The 26,223-nt window shown below is 69.1% G+C and carries 21 protein-coding genes, 1 tRNA gene and 2 pseudogenes; 6 read left to right on the plus strand and 18 right to left on the minus strand.

The window, feature by feature from the left end; translation table 11 throughout:
- Positions 1 to 23 precede the first annotated feature (23 nt).
- The 3 genes and pseudogenes from KQY30_RS36520 to KQY30_RS18020 all read right to left on the minus strand — a co-directional run.
- Positions 24 to 668 (minus strand): annotated as a pseudogene (locus tag KQY30_RS36520) (SCO family protein); the annotation flags it as partial.
- A 161-nt stretch (positions 669 to 829) separates the two neighbouring features.
- A complete protein-coding gene (locus KQY30_RS18015) occupies positions 830 to 1,615 on the minus strand; it encodes a YcnI family protein (protein WP_217307714.1) in 786 nt (261 codons plus the stop codon).
- Between the two features lie 149 nt (positions 1,616 to 1,764).
- Complete coding sequence (locus KQY30_RS18020; protein WP_217307715.1) at positions 1,765 to 2,631, minus strand: hypothetical protein; 867 nt, start codon at positions 2,629 to 2,631, stop codon at positions 1,765 to 1,767.
- Positions 2,632 to 2,872: 241 nt separating this feature from the next.
- On the opposite strand from KQY30_RS18020, the gene KQY30_RS18025 reads away from it, so the two are divergent.
- On the plus strand, positions 2,873 to 3,385 hold the full coding sequence (locus tag KQY30_RS18025) for an ATP-binding protein (RefSeq protein WP_217307716.1): 513 nt from the start codon (positions 2,873 to 2,875) through the stop codon (positions 3,383 to 3,385).
- A gap of 160 nt (positions 3,386 to 3,545) precedes the next feature.
- Here the strand turns inward: KQY30_RS18025 and KQY30_RS18030 are convergent, their stop codons facing one another.
- Positions 3,546 to 5,021 (minus strand): aminopeptidase P family protein, encoded by a 1,476-nt coding sequence (locus KQY30_RS18030; protein ID WP_217307717.1) that lies wholly within the window; start codon positions 5,019 to 5,021, stop codon positions 3,546 to 3,548.
- A 144-nt stretch (positions 5,022 to 5,165) separates the two neighbouring features.
- Positions 5,166 to 6,632, minus strand: a complete 1,467-nt coding sequence (locus tag KQY30_RS18035; RefSeq protein WP_254407619.1) for a PP2C family protein-serine/threonine phosphatase — start codon at positions 6,630 to 6,632, stop codon at positions 5,166 to 5,168.
- Between the two features lie 686 nt (positions 6,633 to 7,318).
- Between KQY30_RS18035 and KQY30_RS18040 the strand changes: the two genes are divergently transcribed.
- Both KQY30_RS18040 and KQY30_RS18045 read left to right on the plus strand, forming a co-directional pair.
- Positions 7,319 to 8,002, plus strand: a complete 684-nt coding sequence (locus tag KQY30_RS18040; RefSeq protein WP_217311135.1) for a bifunctional DNA primase/polymerase — start codon at positions 7,319 to 7,321, stop codon at positions 8,000 to 8,002.
- A gap of 385 nt (positions 8,003 to 8,387) precedes the next feature.
- Entirely contained in the window at positions 8,388 to 9,011 is a 624-nt protein-coding gene (locus KQY30_RS18045) for a hypothetical protein (protein WP_217307719.1), read from the plus strand.
- A 496-nt stretch (positions 9,012 to 9,507) separates the two neighbouring features.
- Here the strand turns inward: KQY30_RS18045 and KQY30_RS18050 are convergent, their stop codons facing one another.
- From KQY30_RS18050 to KQY30_RS18060, 3 genes are all read right to left on the minus strand, one after another.
- On the minus strand, positions 9,508 to 10,473 hold the full coding sequence (locus KQY30_RS18050; protein ID WP_217307720.1) for a DUF5926 family protein: 966 nt from the start codon (positions 10,471 to 10,473) through the stop codon (positions 9,508 to 9,510).
- 281 nt (positions 10,474 to 10,754) lie between these two features.
- On the minus strand, positions 10,755 to 11,555 hold the full coding sequence (locus tag KQY30_RS36525; RefSeq protein WP_254407194.1) for an ATP-binding protein: 801 nt from the start codon (positions 11,553 to 11,555) through the stop codon (positions 10,755 to 10,757).
- Between the two features lie 120 nt (positions 11,556 to 11,675).
- A complete protein-coding gene (locus KQY30_RS18060) occupies positions 11,676 to 12,476 on the minus strand; it encodes a glycerophosphodiester phosphodiesterase (RefSeq protein ID WP_217307721.1) in 801 nt (266 codons plus the stop codon).
- 395 nt (positions 12,477 to 12,871) lie between these two features.
- Between KQY30_RS18060 and KQY30_RS18065 the strand changes: the two are divergent.
- A pseudogene (locus KQY30_RS18065) lies at positions 12,872 to 14,457 on the plus strand (trypsin-like peptidase domain-containing protein).
- Positions 14,458 to 14,632: 175 nt separating this feature from the next.
- Here KQY30_RS18065 and KQY30_RS18070 read toward each other — a convergent pair.
- A complete protein-coding gene (locus KQY30_RS18070) occupies positions 14,633 to 15,061 on the minus strand; it encodes an SH3 domain-containing protein (protein ID WP_217307722.1) in 429 nt (142 codons plus the stop codon).
- A gap of 343 nt (positions 15,062 to 15,404) precedes the next feature.
- Positions 15,405 to 16,004: a GNAT family N-acetyltransferase gene (locus KQY30_RS18075; RefSeq protein WP_367997427.1), complete on the minus strand. Its 600-nt coding sequence runs from the start codon at positions 16,002 to 16,004 to the stop codon at positions 15,405 to 15,407.
- 533 nt (positions 16,005 to 16,537) lie between these two features.
- On the opposite strand from KQY30_RS18075, the gene KQY30_RS18080 reads away from it, so the two are divergent.
- Positions 16,538 to 16,627: transfer RNA gene (locus KQY30_RS18080), tRNA-Ser, on the plus strand.
- Between the two features lie 136 nt (positions 16,628 to 16,763).
- Here the strand turns inward: KQY30_RS18080 and KQY30_RS18085 are convergent.
- The 8 genes from KQY30_RS18085 to KQY30_RS18120 form a co-directional block, all read right to left on the minus strand.
- Positions 16,764 to 18,167, minus strand: coding sequence for a site-specific integrase (locus KQY30_RS18085; protein ID WP_217307723.1), 1,404 nt, complete (start codon positions 18,165 to 18,167; stop codon positions 16,764 to 16,766).
- Positions 18,168 to 18,235: 68 nt separating this feature from the next.
- Positions 18,236 to 18,421 (minus strand): AlpA family transcriptional regulator, encoded by a 186-nt coding sequence (locus tag KQY30_RS18090; RefSeq protein ID WP_217307724.1) that lies wholly within the window; start codon positions 18,419 to 18,421, stop codon positions 18,236 to 18,238.
- A 22-nt stretch (positions 18,422 to 18,443) separates the two neighbouring features.
- Positions 18,444 to 20,216, minus strand: coding sequence for an ATP-binding protein (locus tag KQY30_RS18095; protein ID WP_217307725.1), 1,773 nt, complete (start codon positions 20,214 to 20,216; stop codon positions 18,444 to 18,446).
- Entirely contained in the window at positions 20,213 to 21,139 is a 927-nt protein-coding gene (locus tag KQY30_RS18100; protein ID WP_217307726.1) for a bifunctional DNA primase/polymerase, read from the minus strand. The genes KQY30_RS18095 and KQY30_RS18100 overlap by 4 nt, the downstream gene beginning before the upstream one ends.
- Before the next feature lie 88 nt (positions 21,140 to 21,227).
- A complete protein-coding gene (gene ssb / locus KQY30_RS18105) occupies positions 21,228 to 21,683 on the minus strand; it encodes a single-stranded DNA-binding protein (RefSeq protein WP_217307727.1) in 456 nt (151 codons plus the stop codon).
- Between the two features lie 13 nt (positions 21,684 to 21,696).
- Complete coding sequence (locus KQY30_RS18110) at positions 21,697 to 23,568, minus strand: DNA polymerase (RefSeq protein WP_217307728.1); 1,872 nt, start codon at positions 23,566 to 23,568, stop codon at positions 21,697 to 21,699.
- Positions 23,562 to 23,831: a hypothetical protein gene (locus tag KQY30_RS18115; RefSeq protein ID WP_217307729.1), complete on the minus strand. Its 270-nt coding sequence runs from the start codon at positions 23,829 to 23,831 to the stop codon at positions 23,562 to 23,564. Before KQY30_RS18115 ends, KQY30_RS18110 begins: the two co-directional genes overlap by 7 nt.
- Entirely contained in the window at positions 23,828 to 24,991 is a 1,164-nt protein-coding gene (locus KQY30_RS18120; protein ID WP_217307730.1) for a hypothetical protein, read from the minus strand. The genes KQY30_RS18115 and KQY30_RS18120 overlap by 4 nt, the downstream gene beginning before the upstream one ends.
- A 102-nt stretch (positions 24,992 to 25,093) precedes the next feature.
- On the opposite strand from KQY30_RS18120, the gene KQY30_RS18125 reads away from it, so the two are divergent.
- Entirely contained in the window at positions 25,094 to 26,107 is a 1,014-nt protein-coding gene (locus KQY30_RS18125; RefSeq protein ID WP_217307731.1) for a hypothetical protein, read from the plus strand.
- The last annotated feature ends 116 nt before the right edge of the window (positions 26,108 to 26,223 follow it).

Genomic DNA, 26,223 nt, shown 5'->3' on the forward strand with positions numbered 1-26,223 from the left:
GAGCGCGGCGGTTCACGGCGTCTCCCCCTGATGATCTTCGGCAGATCCTTGGCGTAGTCGTCAGCGGTGGTGTCCTCGCCGTAGAGGACATAGCCGGCGTCGGTCTTCGGCGAGAAGGCGATGACCTGCGCGCCGTGCATGGAGACGACGCTGCCGTCCTTCTCCTTCGTCGCCGGGTCGATCCCGATCCCGATCTGGCGGGCGCCCGCCTGGATGGTGGCGAAGTCGCCGGTGAGCCCGATGAAGGAGGGATCGCCGGCGCTGGGCAGCCACTTGGCGAGTTCCGCCGAGGTGTCGCGTTCGGGGTCGGTGGTGACGAAGACGACCTGGAGCTTGTCCTGGTCGGCCTTGGGGAGCGACTTTCTGGCGATGGCGATGTTGCTCATCGTCAGCGGGCAGACGTCCGGGCAGTTGGTGTAGCCGAAGTAGATCAGCGTCGGCTTGCCCTTGGTCCGCTCGCGGAAGTCGTAGCTCTGCCCCTTGGTGTCCGTGAGGACGAGGTCCGGCTTCTTGAAGGGCTGGTCGAGCACCGTCGCCGCCTTGGCCGTCTCCTGGACGGACACCTCGGCGAGCGGTTTCGCGGGATCGTCGCCGCTGCCGCAGGCGGTCAGGGCGAGGACCGCCGTCACCGCGAGAGCGGCGGCGGAGGTCAGGGTTTTCTTACGCATGGTCTTACGCATGGAGAGAGTTCCCGGTTGTGGAGTACGGGCACCGGGCACGCGGGGCCGGGAAGTTCCGGCCTCACGTGCCCCGGGTGCCTCGGATACGTGGAGCGTGGCGCGTGCCCGGTGCGTCAAGTGCCGCGGCCGGCAGCGCCGATGGCAGCGGGTCAGGCGGTGGTACGGCGCCGGCCGGCCAGGACCCCGTAGGCCACCCCGGCGACGCCGACGACGATTCCGACGATGCCCAGGACCCGGGCGGTGGTGTCACTGCTGTCCGCAGAGGCCGTCCCGGTCGCGGTGTCCGCGGCCTTCGCGCCGACCTGGGCGGCGGCCGGCTCGGCGGCGTGCTTGTCGGCCGCCCCGCCGTGCTCGTCGTCCCCGGCCGCGCTGAGCTTCAGGACGGGCGCGGGGTTCTCGGGCTCCGCCGCGCCTTCCTTGGGCTCTTCGATCCAGCGCACGACTTCCTTGTTGTCGTACGTCTGGATCGCCTTGAACACCAACTGGTCGGCGTCCTCGGGAAGCTGCCCGACGGAGAGGGGGAACTGCTGGAAATACCCCGGTGCGATCTTGCTGCCGGCCGCGGTCCAGGTGACCTTGGACACAGCCTCGGTGATCGTATTGCCGTGCATCTCCAGCGGCTTGGCCAGCTTGCTCTTGGTGACATCGATCTTCCAGCCGGGCACCGCCTGCGGCGACACCGACGCCAGCGGGTGATCGGTGGGGAAGTTCACCTCGACCTTGACGGTGGAGGCGTCGTCCCGCTCGTTCGGGACCTTGAAGTTGATCGTGGCATAGCCGCCCTTGGCGGCCTCGCCCTGCGGCTGGACGCTGACATGCGCGGAGGCGGGCCCTGCCAGCAGCAGAAGAGCGGTCGCCGCGATACCGCCGACGACGGAGAGGCGCGTGAGGTTCTTGGCCGCAGACCCGGAGGGCGCGGAGAACGGTGAGAACACGGAACACTCCACGGTGTTGTGATGAAGAGGTGATCGGACGGAGGCCGCGCGCGGACGCGCGACGGCGGCGCGGCATCACCCGGTCCGGCGGGACCCACGGCGTACGGACATGCCGGGGGTGTACGGACGGACGGGAGGAACGCGTCGCGTCAGGCTGCGAGAGCGAGGACGGCGGGCGGCCCGCGCCTGATCACCGAGTGCTGGAGTGTCTCCCCGGAGGTCACCGGGGGAGTGAGATACGAGGTGCGCGGGGCGCGCACGGCAGAAGCGGGTACGCCGGGCAGCCCGGCGCGCAGGGCCCGTACGAGCGCGAGGGCGGCGCGCAGGGCACGCAGCGCCGCGCTGTCCGTCACCTCGCCGACCCCCTGCGCCGAGAGCTGCGTGAGCCGTACGAGCGCGAGATCCCCGCGACGCAGCAGCCAGCCGGTCGCGAGGGCGGCCAGCAGATGCGCGAGAACCATGGGCAGGGAGGGCAGCAGCCCCTCGACGGAAGCGTGTACGGAAGCCGAAGCGGAGCCCGAGGGCATGGAGCCCGAGAGCACGCCCATGCCCGCCATATGCTGATGAGCGCCCGCCATCACATCTGAGCCCGTACCGGCCGACGCGCCCGAACCCGCCGGGTTGAGCCCCGCGTTGGCCACGATCCGCTGTGCGTCGACAGCGCTGAGCGAGGCGGGACCGGCGCCGCAGACGAGTTTCGCGGCCAGCCTGATCAACGCGTCGTCGGTGCCCGCCGGTACGACGGGATGCCGCTGGCCGATGCCGAACAGGCTGTGCAGACCGAGCTGTCCAGCCGTCAGGGCGACCACGATGGACCCTGTCGAACGCACACGTCCGGCCAGCGGGGCGGCGACGGCGAAGACGGCCACGAAGCCGAGAAGCAGGGTCCACCACGGGACCGGCGCGCACGCGGCCAGTACATGCCCGGTCGCCGACAGCACGACACAGACCGCGGTGAACACCGCGGCCCTCAGCAGCCGCGGAGCGGCTCCGGCACGTACGAGACGAGCAGACATGGCCGGGCCATCATCGCACCGCGGTTCCGGGCGCCGTAGGGCAGGTCCATAAGGTCGCCCTCTGTCCGATACACCGCCCATGCACCGGTCCGCGCCCGTTCCGCACAGCGCCCCCCATACACCGCCATGCGCCGCGTTCGCATCCGCCGAATGAGCGCTATCACGTCAACCGCGTGCTTACGACCCCCCAAGAGGGGCAATACGTATCGGTATGTCGAGCCACAGCCAGAAAGGCTGGAGCATGAGCATCTGGTGGTCTCTCCACTTGCGGCGCGAAGCCGCGAGTGTTCCACTCGCCCGTCATCTCCTGCTCGGCGCCATGGAGACCGCGGGGGTCGATCCGGACGTCTCCTTCGATCTGTCGGTCGCGCTCACCGAAGCCTGTGCGAACGCCGTCGAGCACGGCGGCACCGGTGCTGACGGCGGGAGCGGCTGGGGCACCGCGGACGCCGGCGACAGCGGGCCCGGCGCGGACGGACCGTCCGCCGAGGAGCCGGGGGCGTACCGCGTCACCGCCTATCTGGACGGTGAGAGATGCCGTATCGAAGTGGCCGACTCGGGCCCCGGCTTCCCCGCCCGGCGAGTGCTCCGCCGTCCCGCGCCCGCCCCCACCTCCGAGAACGGCAGAGGGCTCGGTCTGATCGAACAGCTCGCCGATCATGTGCACTTCCGCAACCGGCCCGGGCACGGCGCGGTGGTCAGCTTCGACAAGATCCTCAAATGGCGGGAGGACGCGCTGCTCAGGGCCATGTGACCCGGGCAGCGCGCCCTCCGCGGATCCGATAGGGCGATGGACCGACACGGCCATGAAGCAGATAAGCCATGAATCCGGCACAGCGGATCCGATACGGCCATGAAGCCGATACGACTGTCGGATCAACTCGTCGGATCAAGTCATCGGATCAACCCGGCGGTCAGGCCTGCTTGAGGCCCGCCATCCACGCCTCCACCTCGTCGGCCCGGCGCGGCAGCCCCGCCGAGAGGTTCCGGTTCCCGTCCTCGGTGACGAGGATGTCGTCCTCGATCCGCACCCCGATGCCGCGGTACTCCTCCGGAACGGTCAGATCATCGGTCTGGAAGTAGAGCCCCGGCTCGACAGTGAGGCACATTCCCGGCTCCAGCGTCCCGTCCACGTACGCCTCCCTGCGGGCGGCCGCGCAGTCGTGCACGTCCAGGCCGAGCATGTGACCCGTGCCGTGCAGCGTCCAGCGGCGCTGGAGGCCCAGCTCCAGGACCTTCTCGACCGGCCCTTCGAGCAGCCCCCACTCGACGAGCTTCTCGGCGAGGACGCGCTGCGAGGCGTCATGGAAGTCGCGGTACTTCGCCCCCGGCTTCACCGCCGCGATACCGGCTTCCTGGGATTCGTACACCGCGTCGTAGATCTTCCGCTGCAGCTCGCTGTAACGGCCGTTGATGGGCAGTGTGCGGGTGACGTCGGCCGTGTAGAGGGTGTGTGTCTCCACCCCGGCGTCGAGCAGCAGCAGGTCCCCGGAGCGTACGTCGCCGTTGTTGCGCACCCAGTGGAGGGTGGTGGCGTGCGGTCCCGCCGCGCAGATCGAGCCGTAGCCGATGTCGTTGCCCTCGACACGGGCGCGCAGGAAGAACGTTCCCTCGATATAGCGTTCGCTGGTCGCCTCGGCCTTGTCGAGGATCTTCACGACGTCCTCGAAGCCGCGCACGGTGGAGTCGACGGCCTTCTGCAGCTCGCCGATCTCGAAGTCGTCCTTCACGGCCCGCGCCTCGGAGAGATGGACACGCAGTTCCTCGTCGCGCTCCGCGGTGACCTTGTCGGTCAGCGCGGCCTCGATGGAGGCGTCGTGTCCACGCATGGTACGTACCGGTCCCGTGGCCTCCTTCAGGGCGGCGGCCAGCTTCCGCACGTCCTTGGCGGGGATGCCCAGGAGCTGTTCGGCCTCGGCGAGGGAGTGCCGGCGGCCCACCCACAGCTCGCCCTGCCCGTCGAGCCAGAACTCGCCGTTCTCGCGGTTGGAGCGCGGCAGCAGATAGATGGTCGCGTCGTGCCCGCCGTCCTTCGGCTCCAGTACGAGGACGCCGTCCTCGCTCTGGTCGCCGGTGAGGTACGCGTACTCGGTGGCGGCACGGAAGGGGTACTCGGTGTCGTTGGAGCGGACCTTGAGATTGCCCGCGGGGATGACCAGACGCTCGCCGGGGAAGCGCGCGGAGAGCGCGGCGCGGCGCGCGGCCGTGTGGGCGGCCTGCGGGATGGGCTCCAGGCCGTGCAGCTCGGTGTCGGCCCAGCCGGACTTCATGATCTCTGCGAGCTCGTCGGACACGCCCGGGTACAAACCGTTCTTCCTGGTCTTGATCGGCTCTTCCTCGGTCTCCGGGGTCGCCGGTTCCGGGGTCTCCTGGGGGAGCTCGTCAGCCACGTCTTCTCCTTGTACGACTATCGGTCTGGGTCATCTTCCCCATCGTATGTGCGAGGGGAAGGCGGCCCCGGGGCCTGTGCGGAACGGCCCCGGGCGCCCGTGAGAAATCGATCAGCAGCGGATGAGAGCGGTCAGCCGAGCGAGTCAGTCGAACCGGGCGGCGAGCACCACGACGTCCTCCGCGCCCTCGGACTTCCCCGCGCCCGCGCCCGTACCGGCGCGTTCGCCGCGCCCGGTCTCGTGCTCGCCCGGCAGCACGGTCCGCAGCACATGGTCGGCGACCGCCCCCGGATCCTCCCGGACGGACGCGGGCACGCTCGCCGCCGCGCTGTGCAGCCGCGCGAAGGCGCGGTCCATGGGGTCGCCGGTACGCCGCAACAGCCCGTCCGTGTACAGCAGCACCGTTTCGCCGGACCCGGGCCACAGCTCCACGCTGGGCGCCTCCCAGCACGAGAGCATCCCGAGCGGCGCGGACAGGGACGTCTCGACGAACTCCGCGCGCCGGTCCCCGACGATCAGCGGCGGCGCGTGCCCGGCCCCCGCCAGCACGATCTTGCCCTGGGCCGGTTCGGCGTACGCGAAGAGCGCGGTGGCCGTACGAGCGGGCTCGGTCAGCCGCAGCAGCAGCTCCAGATCGGAGAGCACGGCGACGGGATCCTCGCCCTCCATCACGGCGTACGCGCGCAGCGACGCGCGCAGCCGTCCCATCGCGGCCACCGCGCCGGGCCCGGAACCGCTGACGGAGCCCACGGCCAGACTCACGGCGCCCTCGGGCAGCGGCAGCGCGTCGTACCAGTCGCCGCCGCCGTACGGTCCGGTGCGGTGCCGCGCGGCGAGCCGGACTCCGGGGATCCGGGGGAGCCGGGTGGGCAGCAGTTCCTCGGCGATGGCGGCCACGCGGGTACGGGCCCGCTCCAGCTCCAGCAGCCGCGCGAGATGCTCGCTCGCGTACCGGGCGTAGAGACCGACGAGATGGCGCTGCCGTTCCACCGGTTCGGCGGGTTCGTCGTACAACCAGACAACGGCCCCCAGTCGCCCCGAAACGCCGCCGGTACGACCGCTGCTCGTGCCCCCGGTACCCGTACCGCCACCAGCACCAGCACCAGCACCAGTTCCGGCGATGAGCGGCACGGCATAGCTCGCGCCGTATCCGAGCCGTACCGCGACTTCGCGCTGGCGCGGGTCCACATCCGTGCCCCCGAACAGATCGGGCGCCGCCACCGGTTCGTTCCGCGCGGTCCCGTCCAGGAGGAGCCCGCCGTACGAGGAGACGCGGCGCGGCACGGTCTCAAGATGGCCGAGATCCGCGTGGGCCAGTCCGAGTCCCAGGGTGGTCGCCGGCCCCAGGCGGTCGGCCGGTTCGAAGACGACCAGGCCCCGGCGGGCACCGACGAGGGCGGCTCCGGCACGCAGCAGTTCCTTGAGCGCGCCGTCCAGCGAACCGGTCCTGGCCAGGCGTTCGGTCAGCTCGTGGAGCGTGGTCAGATCCGAGACCCAGCCGGCCAGCCGGTCCCGGATCAGCGCGCCGGGCGCGGCCGGAAGATCAGCCGACGGCTGGGCAGTGTGCGCGGGGGCGGGAACTGTTGGATCGATTCCAGCCACTTTCGGCATGTTCGGAGCGCTCATGGCAGTCGGCTTTCCGACGGGTGCGTTTCACTCCATAGCATCGCAAACCCCTAGGTCATTCCGCACGACTGCCTATGTGTCCACATGTACACGTACAACTTGAGCAATGTCCAGCATTGTCCTGCTCGGGTGGGTGGTGTCCTGAGACGTTCAAGTTGGCAAAAAAATTACCCCCCGGGTCAGGTTTTGCGATCGACTGAGGGAGCTCAACAGGGGGTCCTCCAGGGATGAGTTCATGTACGACCCGGGTGGAGCGTCATTCCGAACGTGATGGGTACGTAAACGGTGACGGACAGGGGCAGTTGGGACCACCCCGGAACCTGGCGGCGGTACCGGGCGTCTTAACCGCCGTAGGCCAAGCCTCATCCCCCGGAGTGGCGAGAAAAGTACAGCGGGACAGAGCGGCACAGTAGGCGCCATGCGCACGCCACCCCTCGCCACACGCTCAACGAAGACAGTCCGGTCTCGGCCCAGGAACGGCGCGGCGCGCCGCAGGCCGGGAGAAGTCTGTCCGTACCTCGGGTACGGGGCGGCCATGCGGCGGTGCGTGGCGGTACATGTCGATGTGTGCGCGATGAAATACGCACGGCGGTACGCACGGTGAAGTGATGCACACACATGGTGTCAGTGTCATGTGGACCTCGGCGTTCAACGGAAAGGAACGAGCGCTCATGCGCGAGATCCTCGGAAGGCGACGCAGGCTCCGGCTCCGGCGCAAGGAGGAGCCGGCCCAGCTCGACGCGGCGCTCCTCTGCGCCACCGCGTGGAGATGGCCCGTACTCCCGGGCGCCGGACTCACGGCGGCCGGCGGACGCGGGACGCGCGGGCGCGGCTGCGCCTGCCCCGACCTCGACTGCGCCGTACCCGGCGCACACCCCTTCGACCCGGGGCTGCTCGCCGCGACCACCGATGAGCGGATGGTGCGCTGGTGGTGGCGGAACCGGCCCACGGCCCCGATCGTGCTGGCCACCGGCGGCACCGCACCCTGCGCGGTGAGCCTGCCGGCCGTCGCGGGCGCGCGGGCGCTGGCGGAGCTGGACCGGATGGAGATCCGGCTCGGCCCTGTCGTCGCGACGCCCACGCGCTGGTCGCTGCTGGTGGCTCCGTACACCCTCGAACAGCTCGGCGAGCTGCTCTACGCCAAGGCCTGGGTGCCCAGTTCGCTGCGGTTCCACGGCGAGGGCGGCTATCTCGTACTGCCGCCCTCCGAGGCGGCCGGCGGGCAGGTCCGCTGGGAGCGCGGGCCGCTGGCGGGCTCGGCGGCGCCCTGGCTGCCGGATGTGGAGGCGGTCGTGGACGCGCTGGTGGAAGCGAGTACGAGTGCGCCGGACGGCGGCAGCAGACTCGCGTACTGAGAGCAGAGAACTGCGAACTGAGCTACGAAACTCGCGTACGGACATGACGCGTACGGGCATGTCGCGTACGGGCATGTCGCATACGGACATCTGAAGAACGGCGCACGGTGAACAGCCCTCGGCGAAGATGAACGGCGCCCAGCGAACGGGGACGCGGGATCGCGTACGGACCGCCGCACCGGCGGCGGTCGGCGCGGTCGCGTTCGCATGCCGTCCCACGGGCGACGCGCCGGTCGCTCGTACCACTGCATTACGCGCATCACTCGTACGGGTGTGAGCCGCCCCGACATGTACGGGGACTGTGCGCGCGCTGCCTCTCAACAGCCCGTGCCGTGGGTATCTTCGGCCACCGTCAGCGATCTCCGGCAGTGGCAGGTGGCCCACCATGAATCTTCGCGCGATCGGGTTCGCCGCCGTCGCGGTGTTCGCCGTACTTCTGCCGGTGGCTGCCACCGCCGGGTCCTCTGATCCTGCCCGGCCCGGTGAAGCCGTCAAACCCGCCGAGGGATCCCGGACAGGTTCCGCGCCCGGAGCACTCGACGCGAAGCCCGGACCCGGCCGTCAGTCCCTGTCCGGAATTGACGGGTCCGCCACGCCCGCGGATGCCGCTGCCACGTCCTCCTCGTCCGACGACCCGGTCGTGCGCGCCGGTGAGCGATGTGGGCCTGAAGTCGCCTCTCCAGAAGGGATCGAGGCACGCACATGTGTACTGCGCGAGGGGCGTGACACGTGGGCGCGTACCCACTACCGCAACGCGTCCGGCGATGAACTGGTCGCCGCGCTCAGCCTGATGGGCCCGCGCGGACGCACCGTACAGACACAGTGCGTGGTCGCCGCGACGGCCGGAGCGGCGAGCTGCCAGACGCCGCGTGAGCCCTCGCTGGGAGCGCTGGCGGACTACACCGCGATTGCGGAGTTCGCGGCCTCGACTGCCCAGGCAGCGCCCAGGACCGGGGGCGACAGCGAGGAGATCGGGCCTTTGCTTCTGCGGGTGGGGAGCAACTCGTAACTGCCGTCCGCCGACCGCCGCGACTGGGGCGGGATGCTGATGGGGAGCAACTCGTGGGCTGCTACGGCCTGTTGGCGTACCGATCGCATCCGGGAACGCAGACGCCCGATCGCTGGCGACGGGGGATGCACCAGCGACCGGGCTTATAGAACGGTAACAAGAGATCGGCAGTTAGCAAATTCGATCCGGTGTATTCGGACAATGAATTACCGGCAGGTACGGGCAGGTGTGATGCCCGATGTGACAGGTGTCACCAGCCGGCCGCGCGAACTTCACGCGGCCGAGGAACCGACGACGGATACGGTCCGTGAACGCTCCGGCGATCCCGATCCCGATCCCGATCCCGAATCCGATCCGGTGGTCCGACGACGACGTGGCCGGCTCCCGTGCTGCGAGGCATGTCTTGCCGATCTTGCCGATTAGCCGGGCTCGCGGGGCCCGGCACAGACAAGACACCTCATAGCCCCGGGAGCCGGCCCCGCGCCGACGCGGTGAGTCAGCTCAGGGTCACCTGGCGGTTGGTGAGACCGCCGCGCGCCCGGCGCTCGTCCGCCGTCAATGGCGCATTGACGCCGAGCGCCGCCGTCAACCGCTCGGCGAACTCCGCCGCCGGCTTCTCGCAGTCCTCGGCGCCCATCGCGCTGGGCAGGTCCCACACCGGTACGGTCAGCCCGTGCGCCCGGAAGGAGCCGACCAGCCGGGTCCCCTCACCGAGGCTCGACGTACCCGCGGCGTGCAGCCGGGCCAGCGCGTCCAGCAACGGCTCCTCGGCGTACGGCATCACCCAGCGCAGATGGTTCTTCTCCGGGGTCTCGCACCAGTAGGCGGCATCGCTGCCCGAGAGCAGTACGGTCGGGATCGCGGCGGCGTTGGCGCGCTCCAGCGAGGCGTTGACCTCGGCCGAGGCGTTCTCCGCGTCCGGCACCCAGAATTCGAACCCGGCGTGGACGACGGGCTTGAAGGGGGCGTCGGGGTCGAGCAGGTCCTGGAGCCGCGGGCCGTCGGCGGGCACCCGCTGCGCGGCCACCGGGTTGCCGGGCTCGGCGGTCAGCGCACGCCGGAGCGTATCGGCGAGATCGCGGCTGAGATCGCCGGACGAGGTGTCGTTCTGGAGCGCGAGCAGTACGGAGCCGTCGTCGCGGCGCAGCGCTGGCCAGGCCATGGGCAGTACGGTCGCGAGCGTCACGGACGGCACGCCCTCGGGGAGCCCGTCCTTGAGGGTCAGCTCGGCGGTCGCGGCGGGCACCAGCTCGCGCATCGCGACCCAGTCGCACTCACCGGCCAGGCCCTCGAAGGGGCGCTGGACCAGCTCGGTCACGGCGTGCGCGGCGGCCCGGCCGTGACAGGCCTTGTAGCGGCGGCCCGAACCGCACGGGCAGGGTTCACGGGCCCCCACCACCGGGATCGGTCCGTCCTTGAGCTGCGCCGTGGTGGCCTTCGTCTGGGGGCGCTTCTTGGCCATGGTGTGGCTTTCTCCCGTTAGCGGCGGTGCGATGTCGGCGCGAGCCTAGCCGTACGGGCAGGGCGGAGGGCGCTATGCGACGCGCGGGAGGGTCGGTGCGGGGCGCGAAGGCGGGCACATCGTGTGCCGACGGTGGGCACGTCCGCCGTGGGTACGCGGGCGGTGCGGGGCAGTCCGGCGGGTGTACGAATCAGTGCTGCGGGCGTACCGATGCGTACGAGGCCAGTGCCGCGGCCGTACGGCACAGGCCTTTGCGGGGCTTTGCTGCGGGCGGGTGGCGCTCAGGTCCCGTCGTCGAAGGGGTCCGCGAAGGCGAGCCGGTCCAGACGGCTGAGGCTTTCCAGCCCGTCGAGTCCGTCGAGTCCGTCCAACTCGTCCAACTCGTCCAACTCGTCGATCGCGTCCAGGTCGACGTACGTACCGGCCGCTGTACGGGCCGCGCTTCTGCCGGGCGCCGTCGCCGTACCCGTACTCGATCCCGTATCCGAACCCGCCCCGGCGCCCTGTCCTGAGGCCGGTACGGGGCCTGTGACGCGCGTAGCGAAATCGTCGTGACGGTGTATCGCGGATACGATCACCCACACGGTGACTTCGCCGGACTCGCTGTCCCGTACGCCCCACTCCTGGGCGAGCGCCGAGATGATGTTGAGTCCGCGTCCGCCGCGGGCCGTCACCGAGGGCGTCGCGGGTATGGGCCGTGTCGGGCCACCGCCGTCCGTCACCTCGACTATCAGCCGCCCCGCCTTGTCGACGCGCCAGGCCGCACGGATGTCACCGTCGCCGATCTGCTCGCGCCCCAGCGGTCTGCCGTGCCGGCAGGCATTGCTGACGAGTTCGGAAAGGATCAGTACGGCATCGTCGACCACCGCGTCCGACACTCCGCTGCGGCTGAGCTGCTCCCGCATCCGGTGCCGCGCTTCCCCCACGCCCGCAGGGCCATGGGGAACGGCCATGCTCGACGACGTGGGCACCTCTTGTGCCACCACAAACGCCACCCCCGAGACCTCCTTTGCCCCACGCCACCGTTTGGATGCCCGATCGGCCTGGACCGGAAACCGGCCAGGAGGAGCCCTTTGACGCACTCATGACGACCGGATACGGACCGAATGCGCCGGTGCACTCCCTGTCATTGGCCGCTTGATGGCGATTCATAACGCTTTGCCGGGCCATGTGCACGGGAATGAGCTGGAAGCGCGGCGTTATCAGGCAAGGCGGCCCAACTGGGACAGCACCTGTTTGGGGCGATTGGTGATGATCGCTTCGACTCCGAGACGTACACAGAGATCGACGTCTTCCGGCTCATTCACCGTCCAGACATGGACACGGTGGCCCGCTCTGTGCAGCCGCGCGATGTAGCCGGGGTGATTGCGGACGATCCGCATGCCCGGGCCCGCGATCCGGGCGCCGGCGGGCAGCCGTCCGTCGCGCAGCCGGGGTGTGACGAACTGCATCAGATAGACGGTCGGCAGCCTGGGCGCGCCGTACGCGATCCGGTGCAGCGAGCGCGCCGAGAAGCTCATGATCCGTACGGCCGACTCGCCCGGCTCCGGATCGCTGAGTCCGAACCGGCCCAGCAGGTGGAGCAGCCGCTCCTCCACCTGTCCGGCCCAGCGGGTCGGGTGTTTGGTCTCGATGGCGAGCTGGATGGGGCGGCTCGCGTCCGCGACCAGTTCCAGCAGCCGCTCCAGCGTCAGTACGGAGGTGAACTCGCGGTCACGCCAGTCCGGGCTCTCCTCGCTGTCCTTCCACGAGCCGAAGTCGAGGGTCGCGAGGTCGGCCAGCTCCAGGGCGGAGACGGCTCCGCGGCCGTTGGAGGTGCGGTTCACGCGGCGGTCGTGGACACAGACGAGATGGCCGTCCGCCGTGAGCCGCACATCGCATTCCAGGGCGTCGGCACCGTCCTCGATGGCCTTGGTGTATGCGGCCAGGGTGTGCTCCGGCGCGTCCTCCGAGGCTCCTCGGTGGGCGACGACCTGGATGCTGTGCTGTCGTGCTTGAGTCACCGCGTCATGGTGTCATCGAGACGGGGTAGGCAGGCGAGTAGGCAGATGAACGGACGGGGTTCTGCGGCTGATCGGATCACAATGCAATCGTTTTATATGGAGTGTCCGAAGTAAAGGGCGGTGGGCCGGACGCACAGGTCCTGCTTACAGTGGTCTGACGTGCTGTGGGAAAAGCTGACCGCAGATACATGCGCGGTTGACTTGCGCGATCGACCGACGTGCGCCGGCGGTGTGCGTCAGGGACGCGTGCGATCGACGCGCGCGACCGATGTGTACGACCGAGTGCACGACCAACGTGCACGACCGATGTGCACACACGCGGAAACCCGCAGGGCGGGACTCCGCGGGACGCCTGCCGAAGACTGATGCTGATGCGGAACCGAGGAGAACGAGCTGTGAGCACTGAGAACGAGGGCACTGCGGCGGACGCCGCCCCGTCCGTACCTCCCGTGCCGGATGCCGCTCCCCGGGCCACGCCCGCGTCGGCGCATCCGGCACAGCCGGTGCATTCGGCACAGGGGGACGAGCAGTCGTACGGGGACGGGCAGCAGGCACAGGGGGACGGGCGGCAGGCACAGGGGAGCGGGCAGCAGGCTCACGGGAGTGGGCAGCCGGTTCTTGAGTCCGCTTCCGGTCCGACCTCCGAGCCCGGTTCCGGCTCCGGTGCTGCATCGGGGCCCGGGGCTGGGTCCGGTCCTGCCTCCGGGCACGCGGCGGCCGACGCCGGCTGGCCGCCTCCCCCGCCCGTACTCCCCTCGTACGGGAGCGGTGGCTCGTACGGCGGTGGCGGCTCGTACGGAGGCGGTGGCGACGGTCCGCAGTGGGGCGACCCGGTTCCCGGCGACGGGTCCAAGCCGCCGCGCAGGCGCCAGGGCGGACTGATCACCGCCGTGCTCGCGGCCGCGCTGGTCGCGGGCGGTATCGGCGGCGGCGTCGGCTACTGGGCGGCGGAGCGCAACGACAACGGTGGCAGCGGTTCGACGACGGTCGCCGCGGCGGACGCCCCGAAGGACATCAAGCGCGAGTCCGGCACGGTCGCGGCGGTGGCCGCGAAGTCGCTGCCCAGCGTGGTCACCATCGAGGCGCAGGGCGGGAACGGCGAGGGCGGTACGGGCACCGGCTTCGTCTACGACAAGGAAGGCCACATCCTCACCAACAACCATGTGGTGGCGTCCGCGGCCAACGGCGGTGACCTGACCGCGACGTTCTCGAACGGCGACAAGTACGACGCCGAGGTCGTGGGCCGGGCCCAGGGCTACGACGTGGCGGTGGTGAAGCTGAAGAAGGCCCCCGCCGGCCTGACGCCACTGCCGCTCGCCAACTCGGACCAGGTCGCTGTCGGCGACTCGACGATCGCGATCGGCGCGCCCTTCGGCCTCTCCAACACGGTGACGACGGGCATCATCAGCGCCAAGAACCGCCCGGTGGCCTCGGGTGACGGTTCCGGGGCGAGCAATTCGTACATGAGCGCTCTCCAGACCGACGCCTCCATCAACCCGGGCAACTCCGGCGGTCCGCTGTTGGACTCCCGTGGCGCGGTCATCGGCATCAACTCGGCCATCCAGTCGGCGGGCAGCGGCGGTCTGGGCCAGTCCCAGGCGGGCTCCATCGGCCTCGGCTTCGCCATCCCGATCAACCAGGCGAAGAACGTCGCCGAGCAGCTCATCGAGACGGGCCAGCCGGTCTACCCCCTGATCGGCGCCACGGTGACGATGGCCGAGGGCGGCGAAGGCGCCACCATCTCCCCCAGGGCGAGGGCGGCACCCCGGCGATCACCCCGAACGGCCCGGCCGCGAAGGCCGGCCTCAAGGCGGGCGACATCATCACCAAGTTCAACGACACCCCGATCGACAGCGGCCCCACCCTGATCGGCCAGATCTGGACCCACAAGCCGGGCGACAAGGTGACTCTCACCTACAAGCGCGACGGCAAGGAATCCACGGTCCAGGTAACCCTGGGCGAGCGCAAGGGCGAGAACTGACGGGCCGACCTGAGAACTGACGGGTGTACTTGCAGCAAGTCCTGCTTGTAGAAAGACCTGTTCGTAGCAAGTCCCGCTCATAGCAAGTCCCGCTCGTAGAAAGTCAGAAGGCGCGGCTCCGGATGGGAGCCGCGCCTTCAGCATTCCGCTATGTGGCCGGGCCGTTTGCGGTTGCTCAATGATGGCAGTTCGGCAGGTTGTCCAGATCGTTGGGGTCAATCCTCACGTACTGCGCGGTGAGATACCCCGTTTTATATCCCTGACCTGGGGCGATCTTGTACCAGAACTGGTTTCCGCCCGCGTAATTCGGGATCGTGAAGGTCGTGCCCGATTCCCAGCACGCCAGCCGGATGATTTTGTTGCGGGGAACCGAACCCAGGATGGGAGAGTTCTGGTCGGGCCTCTGCCGAATGTCGAGCGGGCTGCGGCTGGTCACCACCTTGCCGTACTGCGGTCCGACTGCCACAAACTCGTGCGAGTCCGCATCGTCGTTCGCCGCAGGGGTGGACGCGGTGGCCGTCGTGGCCGCCAGGACCCCGCACCCGGCGAGCGCGAGGGCAGCGAGCGCTGCGGCAGCTCGGTTCTTGACGGGCGGTCTGCTCATTTCGTCTCCTTCATTCGTGTCGACTCACTGGCCCCCTTTCCTTTTATGGCACATCCGAATTACCGGTCGCTAGGTGTAATGCGTAGACTCACTCCTACGGGGAGAGGAAACCTTCTGGCTCGTCTGCTAGTCGTCTAGTCCTCAGAATTCCATAAAGAAAAGCCTATGAGCTGCTGGTGTGCGGACTTTTTGATTGGCGAAAAGCAGAGAAAAGCGGAGTCCCGCTTACTTCGTCAGAAGTAAGCGGGACTCGGTCGCTCGGCTCTGATGTGGAGTTTCAGGGTTCGGCCGGGGCGGGCCGGAGCCCGGAGCGCGTCCCGGAGCGTGTCCGGGACTTCGTCGGTCAGAGGTCCCAGGACCTGGGACGTGTCAACGCCTCCCACTCCGGGCGGAGCAATGACAGGACCGCGAGGTCGTGGCGTCGTCCCCGGTGGAGACACGCGGAGCGCCGTACCCCTTCCTGGAGAAAACCTGACTTCGCCAAGGTGGCGAGCGCGGCTGTGTTGTCGGAGTGGGTGATCGCCTGCAAGCGGTGCATGGGCAGTTCACCAAAGGCCAGATCGACCAGAGCGTCGAGGGCGTCCGCGCCGTGTCCCTTCCCCCGGTACTCAGGGGCCAGCATCAGATGGATGTCCGCCGTACCGTCGACGATGTCCTGATCGGCGAGGGCGATGTGACCGACCGGAGTGCCGTCGGGGAGCAGAACGACGAAGTCGTCGCGGTCCTGGTTGTCGACATAGCGCGCAATGCGCTCGCGAAGCCCGGACAGGGGCCGGGGCCAGATACCGATCTCATGAGCGGCCACCGGGTCGGACCGCCACCGGTGCATCAACTCGGCGTCATCGACGTCAAGAGGAGCAAGCCGAACCCCCTCCCCCCGCCAACACGCCTCCCGCCCCGCTTCCGTCGCCACGTCTTCCCCGTCCACCGCATCCTCAGCCACGCGCCGGATGCTACGGGCCCGCAGAGCCCGTTACTACGCCATTTCGTCCACCGCACGGTCACGGCCGGGCAGCTCTCCGTCCGACAGCCATTGAAGCCGTCGCCACGCATGCCCGTGAGCAACTGGTCGACCCGCCGGCGCGAGTTCTCCCGCAGCCGGGGGATTCACAACCTCGCGGCGAGCACGCCTTTCCCAACGCCTCCAGGAGCATGCCGGACGTACCCCCTGCCGAGGCAGACGAGAGGCCCTGAAGCGCGGCCACGCATCCGAACACCTCGCCGCCGGGTCCGCCACGTACCGCAACGAACGCCAGAATCAAAGGACTTCAGCACCACAAGCCGACCGCCACCAGGCCCCGGCTGGGAGCACGCCTTGCGCAGGTCACGGTGCGTACGTTGTGTCGACACAGGCGACCGAGAGCGTGACCTCTTGTTGCCCCCGGCCCGTCGTGACAGCGAGACCGCCGTGTGAGACCGGCAGGCCGTGGCCGACCGGTAAGCTGTAGAGGCTCCGTCGCTGGTGGGCGGGGCACAGGTGGGTTGCCCGAGTGGCCTAAGGGAACGGTCTTGAAAACCGTCGTGGCAGTGATGTCACCGTGGGTTCAAATCCCACACCCACCGCCAGGTCAGAGAAGTGGCAGGTCAGAGGGCGCGGCTCCGGATGGGAGCCGCGCCCTCTGTGCTCACCTTGTCTCACCTTGGGCGCCCGAATCCCAGTGCTGACCAGTGCGTGTGGGCCATGTGCGGGCCAGGATCGGCCCTACTCCTCTGCCCGAAGCCCCTGCTCAACGAGGCGGTTGGCCGCTGCCGACCCACCCTTGAGGAGCTTGGCGTAGAACCGGTAGAGCACCGCGAGGCTGTGGCCGGCACGGTAGGCGGCCTCCACCGGATCCATGCCGGACTTGATCCACAGCGAGATGGCAGCGTGCCGCAGGGAGTACGGGACCTCTGCCAGCGCGGTCTGGATCTCCTGCTCGCTGAGTACGGCCTTCCGCGCCTCGCTCCAGACTTCGCAGTACTCCGTCGACGTGAGGCGCCCGCCGCGTGCCGCCCGGAACAACCGGCCGTCCGGCGCTACGCCGAAGCGCGCGATGTGGGCGCGGACCATGCGCACATACACCGGCGGGACCGGGACGGCTCGTACAGCCCCGCGCGCCCGATGCTTCAGGCCGCGTTCGTCGTGGGACTTCCCGCTGTCGGTCCAGCCGCTTCCCACTTCGGGATGACTCTCCGACACAAGCACCTCACCCCACGCCTCCGGCTCGCTCTCCGGCGGCAGGACGAAGTCCGACTCCCGCAGGGCCGCGGCCTCACCCGGACGCGTGGCGACGTAGTAAACGGCCCCGTAGAACGCCTCCAGATGCTCACCACGGGCCCCCTGCGTGGCCACGGCACCGAGCAGAGCGCGAGCGAGCTGAGGGCCGGGCACCCAACGAAAATCAACCTCGTCCGAGGTCTGCGGAGCCGCCCAGTCAACCGACAGGAACGGATGCCGGGTGAGGAGGGCCCGCTCCTCAACCGCGTAGCGGAAGGCATTGCTCAGCACCATGCGTTTCCGATTGGCGGTGTTCTCCGCCGCAGTCTTCCCGTTAAGGAGCTTGGAGAGGGCAGTGAGCGCCGCGCGTACGTGCTCCGGTTTCGCGGCTTCGTCCACTCTCATCGAGTGCTGAGCCATCCATTCCAGAGCTTTACGAACGTCATCGGGAGGCTCTTCTGCATCGGCTCGCGAGACGAGTTGATCCTTCGGTCCGTCAACTGCTCGGAACGCCCACTGATACAGGGCAGCCCGAAGCACACGGGCGTCAGGGCGGGTGCTGGTTTTCGTCACAAAGATGGGTGTCACGACTGCGAGAGATTCCGCGATGCTCGCCCGATGCTTTGCCGCCGCTCCGGGCCATTTCATCAGCGCGTATGCCTTGGCGTGCTCGTACCACGACGGCATCGCGAGGGCGGCAAGCTCCTTCTCTGGCAGGCCGATCTCCTCGTCGAACCGCTGCCCTTTCTGTAGGGCAGCCATGAGCTGAGAACGGCGGCCGTCTGCCTGCGGCTTGAGCATGTAACTCTTGGAATGCTCCTCGGCACCGACGCGCCAACGGAGTTCCCAGGGCTTCGGCCGGCCTTTCCGCTGCCGGATGGACCAGATCACAACGTCGAAGGTGAGCATGTCTCTCCATGACGAGAGGGCCCGCCGTGGCGGGCCCTCTCACAGATGGTTGGTGCGGACTCAGGGACTCACGCGGCTTCTTCGTAGCCAGCCAGCCATGCGTCGAGGTCAGCGCGACGGACGCGGAGTTGACCGTTCGGCAGCTTGTAGAGACGCGGCGCCTGACCTCGGGCGCGCAGGCGGTAAAAGGCGGCGCGACTCATGCCGAGTTCGGCAAGGACCTCGGGGAGCTTGAGCATCTGGGGGCGTGCCATAGCGGGATCTCCTTCCGGACTCTCAGCATTCGGGGTGGGTGAGGTGGCCGGCGGCGGTGAGTTCGGGGTCTACGGGGTCGCCGCAGATGGGGCAGCGGAGTCCCGGATTAGAAGTGCGGTGTATTGCAGCGTCCGCAGCGACCACAGCGTCCGGGGTCGTGTGGATGTGCAGGTCAGGGCGTGTATGGGTGGCGGACGCTGGTGTGGACGCTGTGGGGTTCGGAGCGTCCGCAGGCTCGGGGGTAGCGTCCGCATCCGTATCGTGCGGACGCTGTGCGGACGCTGCGAGCGGGGTGGTGCCCGCGTCAGTGACCGCAGGTTTGTGCTGGTCAGCGGGGGGTGCGGACGCTGTGGTCGCTGCGGACGCTGTATCGCACCGCATTTCTGATGGGGTGAGGGTGATGAGTCGTTGGCGGGCGCGGTCGGGGGTGCGTTGGGTGTCGTCGTAGGCGATGCCGATGGAGCGGAGCAGGGGTGCGATGCGCTTGAGCCGGCCGCTGGCGCGGGTGGCGTCCTTGGGCCACTGGGGGTGGTAGCCGTCCGGCGGCGGGATCACGTCCATGAGCTGGGATGCGGTGCCCTGGAAGGCGCCGTGGGTGTCCAGGAAGGCGACCAGGGCGGAGCCGAAGGGGTCGCCCTGCAAGGCGTCGGCGTTGACGCTTTCGCCGGATGCGCTGTAGTCGGCGAGCGTTGTCCAGCCGGTGACGTGGTCAACGGCGGCCAGGACCCGGGCGAAGTCCGCGAGGCGCGGCTTGCTGGCCAGGGTGATGGTCGGGAGTTCGCGCAGGACGTTCGCGAGGAGGTCCAGCAGGCTGCCGATCACCGCGGGTCGTGCGGTGGCGTATGCGGCGTCCATTTCCTCTTCGCCGCGGCGGGCGCTGGTGGTGATGGGCTGGAGGTCCAGCAGCATCATCCGTTCCGCGAGGTCTCCGGCCAGGGCGCCCGCGTCGATGGTGGTCATCGCGAGGACCCGGCGGAATGTCAGCACGACGACGTCGTCGTCGCTGTAGAGGGCGCGGTCCACGATCCCGTCCCCGGTGACGGCCCGGCACAGGGTGTCGGACAGCCACGGGGGGATGACGGAGACGTTGTCCAGGCACAGGGCCCAGGAGCTGAACGCCTGGACCGACCAGGTCTTGATGTCCCGCGGCTGGGAGCGTTTGGCAGCGGGTGAGGGGTCGACCAGGTTCACCATCATCTGCGCGGTGTAGGACTTCCCGGTGCCCTGCTCGCCCTTGAAGGTGAGGACGGGGTGGGGGATGTCCGGGATCCATGCGGCGATCAGCCACGCGATCAGCCGGTGGAAGGCGGAATCGTCCATGTTGATCAGGCCGCGCAGCATGGCGATCCCGTCCCCGCCCCGCTCGGGGGTGGGTAAAGGTGTCATGGCGCCGGAGCGGCGGAAGAGGACCGGGGAGCGGTCGACCACCTGCCAGCCGTCAGCGGTGACGATGACCGCCCTGCCATCGGCCGTGCCGAGGTCCAGCACGATCCGCTCTCCGTCCCGGGCCACCCGCAGGTGGACCCGTACCGGGTCGGTGGCGTCCGCGATGCCCTCCAGCACGGTCATCGCGTCCGCGAGGGCGGACGCGGAGGGGACCTGTCCGCCGTTGTCCTCGGTGAACTGCTTGGCCAGCGCTGCCCGTACGCCTCCGCGGCCTTTGAAGGGGCGTGCGATGTTGGGGCCGTTGCGACGGACGCCGTAGGGGCGGCCGTCTGTGGACATCACGAACCGGTATCCCGCTTTGGCCATGGCGACCAGTTGGGATGCCTGGCTGGGGCCCTTGTCGCTCATGAGAGGGTCTCCTGCCGGCTGCGGGCGGCACCCTTGGCCGCACTGGCGATCGTGCGCCGTGCGGGGGTCTCGGGGTGGCCGCGCTCCACCGCCGCGGCCAGCAGATGCGCCGTGGCGGTCTCGGGGTCGATGTCGTCTGCTTCGAACGCAGTCCGGGCGGCCCAATAGAGCCGGTTGTTGAGATCGTTAGGGCCGCAGTTGAGGACGACACGCACCAAACCGGCTAGACGGCTCTCAGGCCGCCCGGACCCCCCTCCCGGGGCAGTTGGTCCAGGACCCTCCTGAACGGCCGCCAGACGGCTGTTCAGGAGGGTCATGATCGCGGGGGGTGCGGGTGCGATGGGTGTGTGGCTGAAACTGGTTGTCAGTCGGTACCGGCCGCGGGGTCCGAGGCTTCCGGGGCCGACCAGGTAGCCGCCGGAGCCCCGGGTGTCGATCCCGGGCGCCAGCGCCCCGGCGGTGTTCGGCACGCGGGTACCGGCGGGTGCGGTGAGCCACAGGTGGAGGCCGCCAGACTGGGTGGCCACGGTCACGGTCTGGGGCACGGTGAATCCGTGTGTGCGGGCCAGGGCGTGCAGGGCGGCCACTCCGTCGGCACCGTTCTTGCGGTCCAGGTCCAGGCCGAAGAGGTGGTGCGGGGCGCGTCCGCAGGCGATGGCGTAGCCGGCGGCCCAGGATGCCGCGTCGAACAGGCGGCGGACCTGGACCGGTTCGCTGGAGGCGTCGTGGATGCCGTGGCCCAGGGCGCCGCACTGGCCGGTACAGGGGTTGCCGTCCGGGTGTGCGGCGGGAATGGCGGGGAGTTTCGCGCGGGTGAGGGGGATGACTGCCAGGCCGTACAGGGTGGCCATGGTCAGTGCCTGTGTCCGTGCCGGAGCCCAGTAGGGTCCGCGGCGGGGCTTGGTCGTGCGGTGTTGCGTCATGATGGAGACCTCCACAGGTCAGCAGTGGCCAGGGAGAACCGGGGCGCCCGTCCTGCTCGCCAAAGTCGTACGGGCGCCCCGGGCGGCCCTAGAAGGGCGGCTGGTCGCTGTACTTACCGGCAGGCGTCGCGGTGGCCCACGGGTCGTTCCCGGTGACGGGCTGCGTGGTGTTGGTGCGGCCGGTGCGGGTCACGGTGGCGGTGGCGTAGCGAAGGCTGACCGCGATGTCGTCCACGTCCAGGCCGAACCCGGTCCGTACGGTGCCGTCCGGGGCGGTGTAGTCGAACTGGCGCAGGGCTCCGGTGACGATGACGCGGGTGCCCTTGGTGAGGCTGGCTGCGGCGTTCTCCGCGATCCAGCGCCAGGCGGTGCAGCGCAGGAACAGGGTGCGGCCCTCGCCCCATTCGGCGCGGGTCTTGTCCCAGACGCGGGAGTTGGAGGCGACGTTGAACGTCAGCCGGGCGACTCCCTGGTCGGTGTGGGTGAGTTCGGGGTCGGCGGTGAGGTTGCCGACCAGCGTGATGACGGTCTCTCCGATGGGCATGTGCGAGCCCCTTTCAGGCTGCGGTCTGCTCGGATGAGGCGGGGGCGGGTGCCTGCTCGGGTTCGGGGAGGCGGCCCCAGTGGGTGCCGAGGATCTCCGCGTCTGCGGCGATCGGCACGCCGCGGAAGCTGGTGGTCATGGCCGCGGTGAGCTGGTCTCGGACCTGTTCGGCCTGCTGCTCGGGGACGTTGACGATCAGTTCGTCGTGGACGAACAGCCACAGCCGGTCATGGAGCCCCCCGGCGGTGGCGAGCTGGTAGACGGCCGCGACCAGTAGATCCCTCGCGGTGGACTGGATGGCGTAGTTGCTGTTCGCGTAGGGCCGGTCCGGGTCGGACGGGATCCGCCGGCCGGAGCCGGTGATCACGGTGGTGGCGTTGGCGATGTCCTTGCCGTACCGGATCACCTCCGGATACGTGCGCTGCCAGCGCTGGATCACCCCGCGCGCCACGTTGACCGGCACACCGGTCTGCGCGGCCAGAGCCTTCGCGCCGCCGCCGTAGATCGTGCCGAACGTCGCCCGCTTGCCGACCGTGCGCTGTTCCTTGGTGAACCCTGGCCCGTACATGAGCCGGGCGGTGGCGTCGTGGATGTCGACCCCGGAAGCGATGACGTCCATTAGCGTGCGGTCCCTGCTCAAGGCTGCTGCTACGCGGACTTCGACCTGGGAGAAGTCGCAGGCCACCAGCACGTTCCCGGGATCGGCGCGGAAGCAGTGCCGCAGCCTGGGGTCGTGCTTCTTGAGGGTCTGCAAGGCGGGCGCGGTGATGGACATGCGGCCCGTTTTGGCGCGCAGGGTGTTGATCTGCGGATGCACCCTGCCCTGCGCGTCCGCCGCGGTGAGGAATGATTTCAGGTTGCTGATCGTGTTCGACCGTGCGGCCATCGTCCGCCGCGCGGCCACCAGTGCTGTGCCCTGCTCCGACAGCCGCGCCGTGCCCGCCGCCACCTTCTCCGCGAGCTGGTTGAGGCTGTCGGAGGTGACAGACGGGCGGCCGGTGTCCGTACGCGGGAGCTCCGTGCCGCTGATCTGCTGCTCCAGCCACGCCCCGAACTTTGGGCTCGTGCCGGAGAACCCGAGTGCCATGTGGATTTCGTGCGCGGCCTGGTCGAACTCTCCCTGGACCTGGGCCAGGAGGTGTTCGGTGTAGGGGCGGTCCAGGAGGAGGCCGCGGATGGTGATGCCGGTGGACTGCGCGGCCAGCCAGTGTTCCATGCTCACCAGGTGGGAGAACGGCCCGCACCGGGTGAGCAGGAGCGGCAGGAGCCGCCGCACGTAGATCGCGTCCAGCCCTGCGTAGACGAGGTAGGCCTCATCGGTTGTGGGGATGTGGTTCCATCCCCACGTCAGCGGGTTGTTGCCGGCGCGGCGGCCGGTCGGTGCCAGGGCCCGCATCCGCGCGTACAGGGCCGTTTGGGCCTCTGTGAGCCCGGTGTCCAGATAGCGGGCGGTGAGGTCCTTGAGGCCATGGCCCGCGCGTTCGTCGGGCTCCACCAGCTTGCTCACCAGGTGCGTGTCCACGACCCGTTGCGCGAGCGGGATCCCGAACGCCGACCAGCAGGCCAGGACGTCGTAGTTCGTGTGCGTCACGAACCGCCGGTCGGGATCCGCCAGGACCGTTTCGATCGTCTGCCGCTGCTCGGGAATCAGCGGGTTGAGGACCCACGCGTCGGTGAGTCCGCCGAACTGGACGAGGCGGACTCCCGCGTCCGGGCCGAAGTGCCCGGGGCCTCCGTCCACGATCGCGCGGGTCTCCACGTCCAGCCCCAGCACCACATCCGAGCGTACGAACGCGGCGAACGCCTCTTGGTCGAAGTCGTCCGCGGCGTGCGGGGCGTGGATGGTCATGGTGTGACCTGTGTGGGTGCGGGTGTAGGTCACCACAGCGGTTCCTCGGTGACGTCCTTGCCGCAGTGCGGGCACACGTCCTCGGCGCCGGTGTGGTGCTTCGACCAGCAGCGCAGGCACACCCGAGCCGGGACCGGTTCGCCGAACTGCTCGATCCCGGGGTGGGTGTCCGGAGTGGTCTGGAACAGAGGGGTGCGCGGCTGGTAGCAGGTCTCGCACCGCGCGTGCCGGTCGCCCGGCGGGTAGTCGAAGCGTGTCCCGGACGGGTGCGGGACGGGTACGTTCTTCTTGCGGGTCATGTGCTGGTCGTCCCTTCATCGCGGGTGTCGCAGGGCGGGCACTCCCACAGCAGCGGCACGGTCCCGAGTTGTGTGGGGCGGCGGCAGCGCGGGCAGGACAGCGGAGCCGGCGGCGGCAGAATCCTGCTGAGCCAGCCGTAGCCGTCACCGGCCAACGCACGGGAGTAGAGCGACGTGTCCGCTCCCGTGTACGGCAGCACCCCGGACATCTGCTCCGGGGTGCGGGCCGCGTCGAACAGGGTCAGTTCGCCGGATGGGTCGTCCGGGCTGGATGGTTGCTCAGTTGCGGTGAAACAGCCGCAACCCCCGACGTCGTCAAGGTCTACAACCTTGGCCATGGCGGCTGTGATGGCCGGTGGGATGCGCGTGGTGACGGTTCCGGGCTCCAGTAGGCGCCGCAGCCCAGGCTGGGCTGCGAAAGCCGCTTCCAGGCGCTGGCGGAACTGTCGAAGCGTCAGAGGCTTGAGTTCCCCGCCACGGCGGTCACGAAGGATCGCCACATCCTTGCGGAGCCTTTGACGTAACCTCTCCTCGCGTTCTTCCGCGTAGGCGTAACGGTCGGGGAAGACCACGAGGAGACGCGCCCATTGACCCTGGCCGGCGCGCACACAGCCACCTCCGCAGTTCGCATGAGGAAAGCCGAGGTCGTACGTCTGGACCGGCTCAAGTCCGTCTCGCCTGGCCTCAGCGATCCAGTGGTCTTTGTCGTACAGCGGGGGTTCGGTCAGCGGGTATTCGACCCGCCAGGGGGCCCAACCAGTGCTGATGTCCTGGATGCGGTGGGTTTCGGTCCAGTCGATTCCGATGTGCAACGTTGTGTCGGCGGGGTTGGTGTGCTGGGCGACCCAACGCTTGGACGGGACCTGCTTGAGGTACTTTGAGCAGTTGGCCAGACGGGCGTTGCCAAGGAAGCGGTCATCTTCGAAGACATCCCAGATGTTGCGCTCTTTGGGGTCGGCCACGCGTACGATCTGGCCGCCCAGCTTGGCGACTGCCTCTTGGTTGAACCGGTGCAGGTCGGGGTCTTCGGAGTTGGTGTCGGCGAACAGCAGCGTCACGTTGTCCCTGCCGTACCGGCCAATGACCATGCGGGCGGTGGCCCATGAGGTAATGCCGCCCGACCACATGACCACGTGCCGGTTCAGGGCATGTTGGGACATGCTGGATACCTCCAGTCCTCTGTTGATTTGTGCTGGATGAGAGCGACCCCCGCCATGGCGAAATGGCCGGGGGTTGTCAGGGGTGGTGGCTAGGGTCGCGGTATGACGACGACCGTTGATCTTGTGCCGGGCATGGTGACGACTCGGGATGCCATCGCGGCGGCCTACGGCTGTGGGACGTTTCAGGGGATCGAGCCGGCCGATGATGCGGGCAAGGTGTTCGTGTACTCCGACCCGTTCGCGGGTGAGGAATACGGCTACACCTTCGATGGCCGCGCGGACGATGACGAGTTCGGGCCGCTGTACCTGTACACGGGCGCTGGGGCGAAGGGGGACCAGAAGCCGTCTGGCCGCAACGGGTCTCTGCTTACCCATGCGGAGAAGGGCCGTGAGGTGCATCTGTTCGTTGCGCACGGCAAGGTGCCCGGCGGTGGGGCGATGCGTCAGCGCTACATCGGAGAGATGGTGCTGGACCAGGTCAAGCCGTACGACGTTCGCCGCGGCCCTGGCCAGGATGGCGTCATGCGTAACGTGCTGGTCTTCCGCTTCCGGCCGGCGCCCGGGACGACGCCGGCGTGGACGGAAGCGGACCTCCAGATGGCTGCCGCGGCTTCAGACTGGGAGATCACCGAAACCGCGGTCGATGTGCCGGAGCCTGTCGTGCTGCCGGCGCAGAGTGGGGCGAAGGTCAAGAACACCGAACAGCACAACACCTCGGAGACCACCGCGGACATTCCCGCGACGCAGCGCAAGGTGCTACGCCGCGAAGGTGAACTCGTGAAGGCATTCGTGGCGCACCTGGCGGCGGCGGGGCATCACACGCACAGCTTCCAGATCGCCGTTAAGGGCGAGCCTGGCGCACTCACCCCCGACCTGTACGACGCGACCGACCACGTTCTGTACGAGGCGAAGGGGCTGACCACCCGCGCCAACGTACGCATGGCGATCGGTCAGTTGCTCGACTACCGGCGCCACCTTCCCGAGGCCCAGACGCTGCGGGTGGCAGTGTTGCTACCCACGGCCCCCACCCCGGACGTACAGGCACTCCTCGCAGGTCAGGGAATCGCGCTGGTCTACCAGGACCACGGCGGATTCGCCGGCTGGCCCCTGGTCTAGAAGCACGTACCCTACGGCGATGACGGTTACTGTGTGTGCAGGGAGGGAGGTGGAGGGAACCCGGGGAGGGCGTGTTTCCGGGGTTTTCCGAGGTGGGAGACGGGTGCCTCTCTGCC

It is taken from the genome of Streptomyces sp. GMY02, from assembly GCF_019056675.1.
GTDB classification, from domain to species: Bacteria; Actinomycetota; Actinomycetes; order Streptomycetales; family Streptomycetaceae; genus Streptomyces; species Streptomyces odonnellii.